The organism is Streptomyces macrosporus (assembly GCF_039533145.1).
Classification (GTDB): domain Bacteria; phylum Actinomycetota; class Actinomycetes; order Streptomycetales; family Streptomycetaceae; genus Streptomyces; species Streptomyces macrosporus.
The window spans coordinates 186,196-197,997 of the sequence record NZ_BAAASZ010000027.1; the positions used below are offsets into that span (position 1 = coordinate 186,196).

Genomic DNA, 11,802 nt, shown 5'->3' on the forward strand with positions numbered 1-11,802 from the left:
CTTCAGGTCGGCGGTGCCGCCGGCGTCCCGCGGGGACGGGGCGTCACACGGCGCTCCGGCCGCGGGCGCGGCGCCTCCCGGCGATCGTCGCCAACTGACGGTCCGTGCGCAAGTCCTCACCGAGAATCAGGGAAGCCGGCGGCACGTCGACTCGGGGACACCCCGGTCGCCGTTCCCGACGCGGGTCAGGCCCGGGCGGGGTGGGGGGCGGTGATGTTCTGGTTGATGCCGCCGTCCACCGGGAGTTCGACGCCCGTGGTGAAGGTGGCGTCGGCGGCCAGGAACAGCGCGGCCCGCGCCACTTCCGCGGGGGAGCCGATGCGGCCCATGGGCGTGGCCTCGGCGCCCTCCTTCTCGAACGCGGCCCGCTCCTCGGCCGTGACGCCGTACACGCCCATGGTGGGGGTGCGGACGAAGCCGGGACTGACGGCGTTCACGCGGATGCCCCGGGGCAGCAGCTCGGCGGCCAGGCCCTGGGCGAACGCCCAGACCGCGGCCTTGGCGCCCGCGTAGACGGTCATGCCGGGGAAGCCCGACTTGTTGGCGACGGAGGTGGTGAAGACGATCGAGCCGCCGTCTCGGACCAGCGGCGCCAGGCGCTGCGCGGTGAAGAACGCGCCCTTGGCGTTGACGGCGAAGGTCCGGTCGTAGGTCTCCTCCGTCACCGCGTCGTACGGCTCCAGCCTGGAGTAGCCGGCGTTGACGAAGAGGAAGTCGATCCGGCCGAGCCTCTCGCCGACGGTGGCGGCGAGCGCGTCGACGTCGGCGAGGTCGGTGACGTCGGAGCGCACGACGTGGGCCCGGTCCGGGAGTTCGGCGCGCGCCGCCTCCAGGTTCCCCTCGTCGCGGCCGGTCAGCAGCACCTCGGCGCCGCCGTCGAGCAGCGCGTCCACGATCGCGCGTCCCATGCCGTGGGTGCCGCCGGTGACGACGGCCTTTCGGTTCGCGTAGGCGTTCACGGTGCCCGGTTCTCCTTCGGTTCGGTGGCGAGCAGGTCGAGGACGCCGTGGATGTCCTCGTCGCCGTGGCCGTCGGCGACCCGGCGTTCCACGAGCCTCGTCAGGGGGAGGAGCAGGTCCGGGCGGACGCCCAGCTCCTCGCCGGTGTCCAGGAAGTTGGCGAAGGCCGCCGCCTGCATGGCGAGCGGGGAGCCGGCCTCGCCCCCGTGGTCCCCGGTGTCCGCGTACGCGGCGATCCCCGGCAGCGCGGCGTCCGTCATGGTCTTCACCCAGGAGGAGAGCATCGGCGCGAAGTCCCGCGCCGCGACGCCCGCCGCGCGGACCAGGGCGGTGGCGTGGAGGAGGCCGGAGAACATCCCGTACATGCCGGTGAGCAGCGCCAGGTCGTACAGCGGCGCGAGACCCGGGTCGGAGCCGAGGTGGGTGGCGGTGCCCAGCACCTCCAGCGTCGGCCGCCGGCGTTCGAAGACGTCGGGCGCGCCGCTGTAGAGGACCAGGGAGTGGGGGGTGCCGATGAGCGGGGGGACGGCCATGATCCCGCCGTCGAGGTACTCGGCACCGTGCCCGGCCACCAGCTCGGCGACCTCCCCGGCCTGCCTCGGGGTGCCGTTGGTGAGGTTGACCACCGTCCGCCCGGCCAGGGCGCCGCCCGCGGGGCCGAGGAGGCGGTGGACGGTGGCGTAGTCCAGGACGCACACCACCACCAGGGGACTCGCCGCCACCGCGTCGGCGACCGTGGCGGCCCGGACGGCGCCCCGCTCCACCAGCGGGCCGGCCTTCTCCGGCGAGCGGTTCCACACGGTGGTCGGATGCCCGGCGGCCAGGAACGCCCCGGCCAGCGCGGCCCCCATCCTCCCCAGGCCGATCACCGTCACCGGTGTCCGGCCACCGTCCGTGGCGGTGGTGTTCATCGTGCACTCCCCTGTCGGGTGGTTCGTCGGAATCCGTTCGCGCCGCGCACCACCGATCCTTGCCCCTCGCTGAACAGGCGACAAGTACCTACTATTGAGTGCAGTACTCACCAAAAGGTAAGTAATGGCCGAACAGAGGGAGTGAGCGGGACGTGGGCGGGAAACGAGGACCCTTCAGCTGCGGACTGGACGCCGCCGTGGCCGTCGTCGGCGGCAAGTGGAAGCCGCTCATCCTGTGGGAGCTGCACGAGGGGGCGCGGCGGTTCGGCGAACTGAGGCGGTCGCTGTCGGGCATCAGCGAGAAGATGCTGATCCAGCAGCTGCGGGAGCTGGAGGCGGACGGCATCGTCCACCGCGAGGTCCACCGGGAGGTCCCGCCGAGGGTCGAGTACTCCCTGACCGAGACGGGGGCCTCGCTCAACAAGGCGCTGCTTCCGCTCGGCGACTGGGGCGAGGAGCACATGGACCACATCAGGGCCGTCCGCGGGGTCTGAGGCCCGCGGACGGCCGTCTTCGAGCGTCTTCGAGCGGAGATCAGCCGGTGCGCAGTTCGGCGGCGAGCGCCGTGAGCCCGGCGGAGGCGCGGGCGTGGAGCGAGCCGCCGAAGGTGACGCGGGAGGCGCCCAGGGCGCCCAGCTCGGCGGGCGTCGGGGACGTGCCGGGCACGCACAGGGCGTTCACCGGGAGACCGGTCTCCGCCGCGAGCACGGCCAGGTGCTCCGGCGGCGCGAAGATGGGGTAGAGGCAGCCCGCGCCCGCCGCCGCGTACAGACGCCCCCGCTCGACGGCCGCCGCCAAGGGGTCGGGCGCACCCCGCAGGTACGTGTCGACGCGGGCGTTGACCAGCAGCCTCCCGTCCGCCTCGGCGCACACCTCGGCCAGCCACTCCGCCTGCCGGCGCGGGTCCACCGTCTCCCGCGCGGCCGGGTCGGAGTCCTCCAGGTTGCAGCCGACCGCCCCGGCGTCCAGCAGCCGCCGGACGATCTCCTTCGGGGCCAGTCCGTAGCCCCGCTCGACGTCGGCCGTCACCGGCACGTCCACCGACCGCGCGATCCGGGCGACGGCCGCGAACATCTCGTCCGCCGGCGTGGCCTCGCCGTCGGCGTACCCCAGGACGGCGGCCACGGCGCTGCTGGACGTGGCGAGCGCGGGGAAGCCCGCGCCGGCGAAGGCGCGGGCGCTCGCCGCGTCCCAGACGTTGGGCAGCACCAGGGGTTCCGGGCCGTGGTGGAGCGCCCGGAACCCCTCCGCCGCGTCGGGGGCGGGCACGGTCACTCCCCGTCGTTGTTCTTCAGCGAGGCGGGGACCGCGCGGGTGGTCACCTGGAAGCGGTTCCAGGCGTTGATGGCGACGATCTGGGCGATCAGATGGGCCAGTTCGGCCTCGTCGAAGTGCTCCGCCGCCCGCTCGTACACCTCGTCCGGCACGGAGTCCTCGGCGAGCAGCGTGATCGCCTCGGTGAGCGCGAGCGCCGCCCGCTCCCTCTCGGTGAACAGGCCCGGGGTCTCCTCCCAGGCGGCGATCAGATCCAGCCGGAGCTGGGACTCGCCCATCTTCCGGGCGTCGGTGAGGTGCATGTCCAGGCAGAAGGCGCACTTGTTGATCTGCGAGGCGCGGATCTTGACCAACTCGCCGACGACCGGGTCGAGTTCCTTGGCCGCGGCCTCCTGGAAGGCGTACATGCCCTCGTAGACGCCGGGGGCCAGCTTCCAGACGTTCACGCGGGGGGTGTGGGTGTTCGTGGCTCTTTGACGCATCGTCATACCCATGACCCTAGGGCGGTGCCGGCTCATGGGTATGGTCCATTTCCATGCGGAAATCCTGGGCCACTTCGGGCAGCGACCTCCACCTGGACCTCGGCGGTCCGGGCGGGCTGCGGGCGTCGCTGACACGTGCCCTGCGCGAGGCGGTGCGCACCGGACGGCTGGCCCCCGGCACCCGGCTGCCCTCCTCCCGTTCGCTCGCCGCCGACCTCGGCGTCGCCCGCAACACCGTGGCCGACGCCTACGCCGAACTCGTCGCCGAGGGGTGGCTCACCGCGCGCCAGGGCTCCGGCACCCGTGTCGCGCAGCGCGCCGAACCCACCGCGCGCCGGCTCGCGGCCGTGCGGCGGGCGCCGTCCGAACCCGCCCGTACGCCGGCGCGCCCCCGTCACGACCTGCGCACCGGACGGCCGGACGTCTCCGCCTTCCCCCGGTCCGCCTGGCTCACCTCCGCCCGCCGCGCCCTGACCGCCGCGCCCAGCGCCGCCTTCGGCTACGACTACGACGACCCGTACGGACGCCCGGAGTTGCGCCGGGCGCTGGCCGACTACCTCGCCCGGGCGCGGGGCGTGCGCGCCGCCCCGGACCGGATCGTGGTCTGCGCGGGCTTCGTCCGCGCCCTGACGCTGCTGGGCGGACTGGTCGGCCGGACGGTGGCGGTGGAGTCCCGCGGCCTGTGGGTCCACCGCGACCTGCTCGCCCGCGCCGGAGCGCGGACGGTCCCGCTGCCGGTGGACGACCGGGGCGCCGACGTGACCGCCCTGCCCGGCACCGGGGCGCGGACCGTCCTCCTCACCCCCGCCCACCAGTTCCCGACCGGCGTCCCCCTCCACCCGGACCGGCGGGCGGCCGTCGTCGACTGGGCGCGGTCCGTCGGCGGCCTGGTGCTGGAGGACGACTACGACGGGGAGTTCCGCTACGACCGCCGGTCCGTCGGCGCGCTCCAGGACCTCGACCCGGAGCGGGTGGTCTACCTCGGCACCGCCAGCAAGAGCCTCGCGCCGGGGCTGCGGCTGGCCTGGATGGTGGTGCCCGACCAACTGGTGGACGGGGTGCGGGCCGCCCGGAGGGAGACGGCGGACACCTGCGGCACCCTGGACCAGCTCACGCTGGCCGACTTCGTCGAGTCCGGCGCGTACGACCGGCACGTGCGCGCCATGCGGCTCCGCTACCGGCACCGCCGCGACCACCTCGTGGCCGCTCTCGCCGAGCGCGCCCCCGAGGTCCGGGTCACCGGCATCGCGGCCGGGCTCCACGTCGTGGTGGAGCTGCCGCCGGGCACGGAGGAGGAGACGCTGCGGGCGGCGCGACGGGCGGGGGTGGCCGTGGAGGGACTCGCCCGCTTCCGGCACCCGGAGAGCCCCGACACCGGCCCCGACGGGCTCGTCGTCGGCTACGGCGCCCCGCCGGAGCACGCCTTCGCCGCGGCCGTGGACGCCCTGTGCCGGGTGCTGCGCGACGCCCTCGGCCGGGCGGCGGCGTAGACCGGGGCGGGGGAGACGGGGGCGTGGGACGCCCGGCGGCCGGGCGCCCCACGCCGGGCCCTCAGGCGCCCAGGACCGCGCGGAGCCGGTCCAGGCCCCAGTCCAGGTCCTCCTTGGAGATCACCAGCGGCGGGGCGATGCGGATGGTCGAACCGTGGGTGTCCTTCACCAGGACGCCGTGCTCCATCAGCAGCTCGGAGATCCGCCGGCCCGTGCCCAGGGACGGGGCGACGTCCACGCCCGCCCACAGTCCGCGTCCCCGCACCGCCTCCACCGCGCCGCCGCCCACCAGCAGGCCCAACTCCTGGTGGAGGTGCTCGCCCAGCTCCGCGGCCCGCTGCTGGAACTCGCCGGTCCGCAGCATCGCGACGACCTCCAGCGCCACCGCGCAGGCCAGCGGGTTGCCGCCGAACGTCGAACCGTGCTCGCCGGGCCGGAAGACGCCCAGCACCTCGGCCGAGGAGACCACCGCCGAGACGGGCACGATGCCGCCGCCGAGCGCCTTGCCCAGCACGTACACGTCCGGAACGACGCCCTCGTGCTCGCACGCGAAGGTCTTCCCGGTGCGGCCCAGGCCCGACTGGATCTCGTCCGCGACGAACAGCACGTTCCGGTCGCGGGTCAGCGCGCGCACGCCCGCCAGGTAGCCCGGCGGCGGCACCAGCACGCCCGCCTCGCCCTGGATCGGCTCCAGCAGCACGGCGACGGTGCTCTCGGGGTCCTCGTCGATCGCCGCCTCCAGCGCGTCCAGGTCGCCGTAGGGGACGATCTCGAAGCCCGGGGTGTAGGGCGCGTAGTCGGCGCGCGCCTCCGGGTCGGTGGAGAAGCTGACGATGGTGGTGGTGCGGCCGTGGAAGTTGTTCTCGGCGACGATGATCCTCGCCCGCCCCTCCGGCACGCCCTTGACCCGGTAGCCCCACTTGCGGGCCGTCTTCACCGCCGTCTCCACGGCCTCGGCGCCGGTGTTCATCGGCAGCACCATCTCCATGCCGCACAGGTCGGCCAGCTCGGCGCAGAAGGCCGCGAAGCGGTCGTGGTGGAAGGCGCGCGAGGTGAGCGTGAGCCGGTCCAACTGCCTCCGGGCGGCCTCGACCAGCCGGGGGTGGCCGTGGCCGAAGTTCAGCGCCGAGTAGCCGGCGAGCAGATCGAGGTAGCGCCTGCCCTCGACGTCGGTCATCCACGCCCCCTCGGCCGCGGTGACGACGACGGGCAGGGGGTGGTAGTTGTGCGCGCCGCGCGCTTCGGCGGTGGCGATCAGTTCCGCGGACGATCCTGCTGAGACGGCCATGGAAACGCTCCGGTTCGGGTGGGCGGAGTGGGACGGGTGCACCGGCGATCCTGCGGCGGTCGCCGCGTGTGATGCCTATCTCTATCGTCGTACGTCCGCTTCGCGAAGAAACCCTTCGGCGGTCGTCGTTCCCGCGTCGCGAGGCCCCCGGAGGCCCGCGCGGAGCGGCCGATACTCCGGTGAGGGCTGTCGGGGCGCTCTGCGAGAATGGCGCCATGGCCACTGACCGTCCCCGTGTTTTCTCAGGCATCCAGCCCACCGCGGGCTCCTTCCACCTCGGCAACTACCTCGGTGCCGTCCGTCAGTGGGTGGAACTGCAGGAGACGCACGACGCGTTCTACGCGGTCGTCGACCTGCACGCCATCACGATCCCCCAGGACCCGAAGGCCCTGCGCGACGCCACCCGGCTGGCCGCCGCCCAGCTCCTGGCCGCCGGGCTGGACCCGGACCGCTGCACGCTGTTCGTCCAGAGCCACGTGCCCGAGCACGCGCAGCTCGCCTGGGTGATGAACTGCCTCACCGGCTTCGGCGAGGCGTCGCGGATGACGCAGTTCAAGGACAAGAGCGCCCGTCAGGGCGCCGAGGGGACGTCGGTCGGCCTGTTCACCTACCCGATCCTCCAGGTCGCGGACATCCTGCTGTACCAGGCCGACCAGGTCCCGGTCGGGGAGGACCAGCGCCAGCACATCGAGCTGACCCGCGACATCGCCGAGCGCTTCAACAGCCGCTACGGCCACACCTTCACCGTGCCCTCGGCGTACATCCTCAAGGACACCGCCAAGATCTACGACCTCCAGGAACCGACGGTGAAGATGAGCAAGTCGGCCGCCTCGCCCAAGGGCGTGGTCAGCCTGCTCGACGACCCGAAGGCGTCCGCGAAGAAGATCAAGAGCGCGGTCACCGACACCGGCACCGAGATCCGCTACGACGAGGAGAACAAGCCCGGCGTCAGCAACCTGCTGGTGATCTACGCCACTCTGACCGGTACCGGCATCCCCGAACTGGAGCAGCAGTACGCGGGCAAGGGTTACGGTGCCCTCAAGACGGACCTCGCCGAGGTCGTCGCCGCCTGGGTGGCCCCCTTCCGGGAGCGCACCCAGGAATACCTGGAGGACCCGGAGACGTTGGACTCGGTTCTGGCCAAGGGCGCGGAGAAGGCCCGCGCGGTCGCCGCGGAGACGCTGGCCCTGGCGTACGAGAAGGTGGGCTTCGTGCCCGCCAAGCACTGATCCGAACACCGTCGACCCTGGGGGACAGACAGACGAGGAAGAGGAAGGAGAACCACGTGGGGACCGTCACGCTCGGCGTATCGATCGCGGTCCCGGAGCCCTACGGCAGCCTGCTCCAGGAGCGGCGCGCGGGCTTCGGCGACCCCGCGGCTCATGGCATCCCCACCCACGTGACCCTTCTGCCACCGACCGAGGTGGACGCCGCCCGCCGCCCCGAGATCGAGGAGCACCTCGCCGGGGTGGCCGCGGCCGGCCGGTCGTTCCCGATGCGGCTGTCGGGCACGGGCACCTTCCGTCCGCTGTCGCCGGTCGTCTACGTGCAGGTCGTCGAGGGCTCGGCGGCCTGCGGACGGCTCCAGGAGCGCGTCCGCGCGGCGGACGGGCCGCTGGCGCGCGAGTTGCAGTTCCCGTACCACCCGCACGTCACGGTCGCCCACGGCATCGCCGAGGAGGCGATGGACCGGGCGTACGCCGAGCTGGCCGACTTCGAGGCCGCCTGGACGGCGACCGGGTTCGCGCTGTACGAGCAGGGCGAGGACTGCGTGTGGCGCCTCCAGCGCGAGTTCGCCTTCGGCGCCCCGTCCGCGACGTCGTCCTCGTCGCCCTCTTCCCTGCCGCTGCCGCAGCAGCCGACCTTCTCCCGTCCTCCGGCCCCCTCGCTCTGACGCGCTCCGGCGCGTCGGTCGGGGGGCCGGTCCGGGAAGTCGGAGAGTCCGCTCAGCCCTCCCCGCCGGCCGCCGGGCCGGTCGCTCCGCCGGGGGTGTCGGGCCTCTTGCCGGGGGTCTCGGCGCGGTCCAGCGGGTCCGGGTTCTCCGGGCTGCCGAGCACGGCCCTGTCCCGCGTGCCGCGTCCCAGGCCGGAGAGGGCCGGCAGCGGCCAGCGCCGGTGCACGCCCCAGGCGCCCGCGCCGAGCACGGCCAGGGCCGCCGCCACGACCATCAGGGCCGTACCGGCGCCGTCCGAGGAGTCGTGCGCGCCGGCCGCGGTGTGGCCGCCGGGCCGGGCCCCCGCGTCCGCCGGGTCGCCGGGCCTGTCGTCGGTGTTCTTGCCCTCCCCGTCCTGCGCCCCCTCCGGCGGGACCAGCTCGCCCACGGGCTCGACCTTGCCGGCGGCCTCGAAGCCCCAGTCGAGGAGTTCGGCGGTCTCCTTGTAGACGCGCACGCTCCCCTCCTCGGGGTGCATGGCGGTCACCAGCAGCACCCGGTCGCCGCGCTGGGCGACGCCGGTGAAGGTGGAGCCGGCCTTCGAGGTGTAGCCGTTCTTGACGCCGGCGATGCCGTCGTAGGGTTCCAGGCCCACGTCGCCGGTCAGCAGCCGGTTGGTGTTCTGGATCTCGAAGGTCTCCCGCTTCCTCTTGCCGTCCTCGCCCTTCTTCACCTCGCCGGGGAACCGGGCCCGGACGGTCGCCGCGTACTCGCGGAACTTCGGCTTCTGCATCCCGGAGCGGGCGATCAGGGTCAGGTCGTAGGCGGAGGAGACCTGCCCGTCGGCGTCGTAGCCGTCGGGGCTGACGACGTGGGTGTCGGTCGCGCCCAGCTCGCGGGCGTGCTCGTTCATCTCCCGCACGGTCTTGTCCACGCCGTCGTTCATGGCGGACAGCACGTGCACCGCGTCGTTGCCCGAGCGGAGGAAGACGCCCAGCCACAGGTCGCGGACGGTGTAGGTGAGACCCTCCTTGATGCCGACCAGGCTGCTGCCGGGGCCGACGGCCTCCAGCTCCTCACGGCTGACCGTGTGGGTCTCGTCCTCGTCGAACTTCGGGATCAGCGTGTCGGCGAACAGCATCTTGAGGGTGCTGGCCGGGGCGAGCGGCCAGTGCGCGTTCTTCGCCGCCAGCACCTCGCCGGTCTCGGCGTCCGCCACGATCCACGATCGCGAGGTGAGCGAGTCCGGCAGTTCGGGGGCGCCCGCACCGGGCCGGGGTTGTATCTGGACCCCGGGCAGGCCGAGGCGCTCACCCCCCACGGTCGACATGGTGGCGGGCGGTCTCGGCTCGCCGGGCTCATCGCTCACGGCACGCGCCGCGGCCCCGGCCGGGGCACCGACGAGCAGGCACGGGACGAGCAGGACGGTGGTGGCGGCCACGAGGCCGCGAGCGCTGCGCACACGGCGCGCGCGGGCGATCACGGAATGGGTATTCGACACGCAGCGAACGTACCGGCACGGAGCCGCGGACGGACCACCGAGGGGACCATCGCGGTGGCAGCCACCGCCCCTGCCGGTGATTCCTTTGGTCCGATGGACATACTGGGGGGTGTGAAACTCTCTCGTCCCGTTTCGTGGTTCCTGGTCGCCTTCGGGGTGTGGAGCTGGTTCGTGTGGACCACCTTCGTCAGGAACCTGTGGAAGGACAGCAGCGGCCTGGCGTTCGACGACGCGGGCGACCCCACCGCGTACTTCTGGATCCACCTCCTGCTGGCCGTCACGTCGTTCGTGCTGGGGACGGTGATCGGCGTCATCGGCCTGCGCGGCCTGCGCGCGTTGCGCGGGCGCGAGACGAGCGGCTGACCCTCCGGTCCCGCCCGACGACGTCCCGCCCACGGCGCCCGGCGTCCTCCCGGCCGAAGATCCGCGCCAGGACCCGCGCCGAAGATCCGCGCCGAAGATCCGCGCCGAAGATCCGCGCGGATGCGGGCACGCCCGGACGGCGAACTCCGTTGTTCCGAATGCCGACCCGGCATCCGTGCCGGCCCGCGGACAAGGAAGAATCGGGTGCGGCATCGGGTGGGAGGGTGAAACCGGGAATGATCGTGGTCTACGCGGCCGTCGCGCTGCTGATGGTCGGCCTGCTGGTGGGCGCGCACTGGTACCTGTGGCGGCGCCTGGTGCGCGACGTGTCGGCGCCGGGCACCTGGTACAGACGCCTGGGCACGGCCCTGATCGTCCTGCTGCCGCTCACCACCGTCGCCACCCAGGTCGTCCACCGCGCCGGGCTGCCCTTCGCGGCCGAGCGGGTCCTCGCCTGGCCGGGCTACCTCTGGCTCGCCCTGCTCCTCTACCTGCTGCTGGCCCTGCTGGTGGGCGAGGCCGTCCGGCCGCTGCTGCGCCGCTTCCTGGAGCGGCGGGACGCCGCCGGCGCGGCCCCCGACCGGGTTCCCGACGCGGGCGGGGAGACCGCCGGCGCGGCACGCGCCCTCCCGGCCGACACCGTGGCGTCCTCCGCCGCGGCGGACGGCGCCGGGACGGCGACCGCGGCGCGGCTCGCCCCCACCGCGGTCGCGGTGCGCGACGGCGACGACGGGGCCGGCGGGGCCGGTGACGGGGCCGGCGGGGCCGGTGACGGGACCGGCGGACGCGGCGACGGCGCCGGAAGCGACGGGCGCCCCCCGGCGACCGGCCCGTCACGGCGGCTGTTCGTGGCACGCACCGTGGCCGTCGCCGCGGGCGTGGCCGCGGCCGGCACCGTCGGATACGGCACCCACGGCGTGCTGAGGGGTCCGAAGCTCAAGCGCGTCACCGTGCCGCTGGCCAAGCTGCCCCGCGCCGCCCACGGCTACCGCATCGCCGTGGTCAGCGACATCCACCTCGGCCCGATCCTGGGCCGCTCCCACACCGAGCGGATCGTGGACACCATCAACCGGGCGAACGCCGACATGGTCGCCATCGTCGGCGACCTGGTGGACGGCAGCGTCGCCGACCTCGGCCCGGACGCCGAGCCGCTCTCCCGGCTCCGCTCGCGCGACGGCTCGTACTTCGTCACCGGCAACCACGAGTACTTCGGCGACGCCGGCGAGTGGATCGACCACGTCCGCGACCTGGGCGTGGAACCGCTGGAGAACGCCCGCCGCGAGCTGCGCCACTTCGACCTGGCCGGCGTCAACGACATCGCCGGCGAGGAGGAGGGCCAGGGGCCGGACTTCGAGCGGGCGCTGGGCGACCGCGACACCTCCCGGGCGGTGGTCCTCCTGGCCCACCAGCCCGTCCAGATCCACGAGGCCGTGGACCACGGCGTCGACCTCCAGCTCTCCGGGCACACCCACGGCGGCCAGATGTGGCCGGCCACCTACCTCGCCCAGGCCGCCAACCCCACCCTCGCGGGCCTGGAGCGCTACGGCGACACCCAGCTGTTCGTCAGCCGGGGCGCGGGGGCCTGGGGACCGCCCGTACGGGTGGGCGCGGAGTCCGACATCACCGTGGTGGAGCTGGCCTCCCGGCAGGCCTGACGGGA

The 11,802-nt window shown here is 73.9% G+C and carries 12 protein-coding genes; 6 read left to right on the plus strand and 6 right to left on the minus strand.

The genetic code is table 11. The annotated features are described in order from the left end of the window. Positions 1 to 185 precede the first annotated feature (185 nt). Positions 186 to 959, minus strand: a complete 774-nt coding sequence (locus tag ABD335_RS19970; protein WP_344325216.1) for an SDR family NAD(P)-dependent oxidoreductase — start codon at positions 957 to 959, stop codon at positions 186 to 188. After that, positions 956 to 1,870: an NAD(P)-dependent oxidoreductase gene (locus tag ABD335_RS19975; protein ID WP_344325219.1), complete on the minus strand. Its 915-nt coding sequence runs from the start codon at positions 1,868 to 1,870 to the stop codon at positions 956 to 958. The genes ABD335_RS19970 and ABD335_RS19975 overlap by 4 nt, the downstream gene beginning before the upstream one ends. A gap of 152 nt (positions 1,871 to 2,022) precedes the next feature. Between ABD335_RS19975 and ABD335_RS19980 the strand changes: the two genes are divergently transcribed. Continuing rightward, on the plus strand, positions 2,023 to 2,364 hold the full coding sequence (locus ABD335_RS19980) for a winged helix-turn-helix transcriptional regulator (RefSeq protein WP_344325222.1): 342 nt from the start codon (positions 2,023 to 2,025) through the stop codon (positions 2,362 to 2,364). 40 nt (positions 2,365 to 2,404) lie between these two features. Here ABD335_RS19980 and ABD335_RS19985 read toward each other — a convergent pair whose 3' ends face one another. Further along, positions 2,405 to 3,139, minus strand: coding sequence for an isocitrate lyase/PEP mutase family protein (locus tag ABD335_RS19985; protein WP_344325225.1), 735 nt, complete (start codon positions 3,137 to 3,139; stop codon positions 2,405 to 2,407). 2 nt (positions 3,140 to 3,141) lie between these two features. Further along, positions 3,142 to 3,633 carry a carboxymuconolactone decarboxylase family protein gene (locus ABD335_RS19990; RefSeq protein ID WP_344325228.1) on the minus strand — a complete coding sequence of 164 codons (492 nt, stop codon included), beginning with the start codon at positions 3,631 to 3,633 and terminating at the stop codon, positions 3,142 to 3,144. A 47-nt stretch (positions 3,634 to 3,680) separates the two neighbouring features. Between ABD335_RS19990 and pdxR the strand changes: the two genes are divergently transcribed. Further along, positions 3,681 to 5,117, plus strand: coding sequence for a MocR-like pyridoxine biosynthesis transcription factor PdxR (gene pdxR / locus ABD335_RS19995; protein ID WP_344325231.1), 1,437 nt, complete (start codon positions 3,681 to 3,683; stop codon positions 5,115 to 5,117). Positions 5,118 to 5,178: 61 nt separating this feature from the next. Here pdxR and rocD read toward each other — a convergent pair whose 3' ends face one another. Beyond that, a complete protein-coding gene (rocD, locus tag ABD335_RS20000; protein WP_344325234.1) occupies positions 5,179 to 6,405 on the minus strand; it encodes an ornithine--oxo-acid transaminase in 1,227 nt (408 codons plus the stop codon). A 215-nt stretch (positions 6,406 to 6,620) separates the two neighbouring features. Between rocD and trpS the strand changes: the two genes are divergently transcribed. Further along, positions 6,621 to 7,634 carry a tryptophan--tRNA ligase gene (gene trpS / locus ABD335_RS20005; RefSeq protein WP_344325237.1) on the plus strand — a complete coding sequence of 338 codons (1,014 nt, stop codon included), beginning with the start codon at positions 6,621 to 6,623 and terminating at the stop codon, positions 7,632 to 7,634. 56 nt (positions 7,635 to 7,690) lie between these two features. After that, positions 7,691 to 8,299 (plus strand): 2'-5' RNA ligase family protein, encoded by a 609-nt coding sequence (locus ABD335_RS20010; protein ID WP_344325240.1) that lies wholly within the window; start codon positions 7,691 to 7,693, stop codon positions 8,297 to 8,299. Positions 8,300 to 8,351: 52 nt separating this feature from the next. Here ABD335_RS20010 and ABD335_RS20015 read toward each other — a convergent pair whose 3' ends face one another. After that, a complete protein-coding gene (locus tag ABD335_RS20015; RefSeq protein ID WP_486387929.1) occupies positions 8,352 to 9,719 on the minus strand; it encodes a D-alanyl-D-alanine carboxypeptidase family protein in 1,368 nt (455 codons plus the stop codon). Positions 9,720 to 9,890: 171 nt separating this feature from the next. On the opposite strand from ABD335_RS20015, the gene ABD335_RS20020 reads away from it, so the two are divergent. Together ABD335_RS20020 and ABD335_RS20025 are read left to right on the plus strand one after the other, a co-directional pair. Continuing rightward, complete coding sequence (locus ABD335_RS20020) at positions 9,891 to 10,142, plus strand: SCO4848 family membrane protein (RefSeq protein WP_344325243.1); 252 nt, start codon at positions 9,891 to 9,893, stop codon at positions 10,140 to 10,142. Positions 10,143 to 10,378: 236 nt separating this feature from the next. Beyond that, positions 10,379 to 11,797 carry a metallophosphoesterase gene (locus tag ABD335_RS20025; protein ID WP_344325246.1) on the plus strand — a complete coding sequence of 473 codons (1,419 nt, stop codon included), beginning with the start codon at positions 10,379 to 10,381 and terminating at the stop codon, positions 11,795 to 11,797. Positions 11,798 to 11,802 lie beyond the last annotated feature (5 nt).

What these genes read in the sequence shown, in the direction of transcription:
- ABD335_RS19990 (WP_344325228.1), bottom strand. Translation starts at nt 3,633, where the DNA reads ATGACGATGCGTCAAAGAGCCACGAACACCCACACCCCCCGCGTGAAC.
- ABD335_RS19975 (WP_344325219.1), bottom strand. Translation starts at nt 1,870, where the DNA reads ATGAACACCACCGCCACGGACGGTGGCCGGACACCGGTGACGGTGATC.
- rocD (WP_344325234.1), bottom strand. Translation starts at nt 6,405, where the DNA reads ATGGCCGTCTCAGCAGGATCGTCCGCGGAACTGATCGCCACCGCCGAA.
- pdxR (WP_344325231.1), top strand. Translation starts at nt 3,681, where the DNA reads ATGCGGAAATCCTGGGCCACTTCGGGCAGCGACCTCCACCTGGACCTC.
- ABD335_RS20025 (WP_344325246.1), top strand. Translation starts at nt 10,379, where the DNA reads ATGATCGTGGTCTACGCGGCCGTCGCGCTGCTGATGGTCGGCCTGCTG.
- trpS (WP_344325237.1), top strand. Translation starts at nt 6,621, where the DNA reads ATGGCCACTGACCGTCCCCGTGTTTTCTCAGGCATCCAGCCCACCGCG.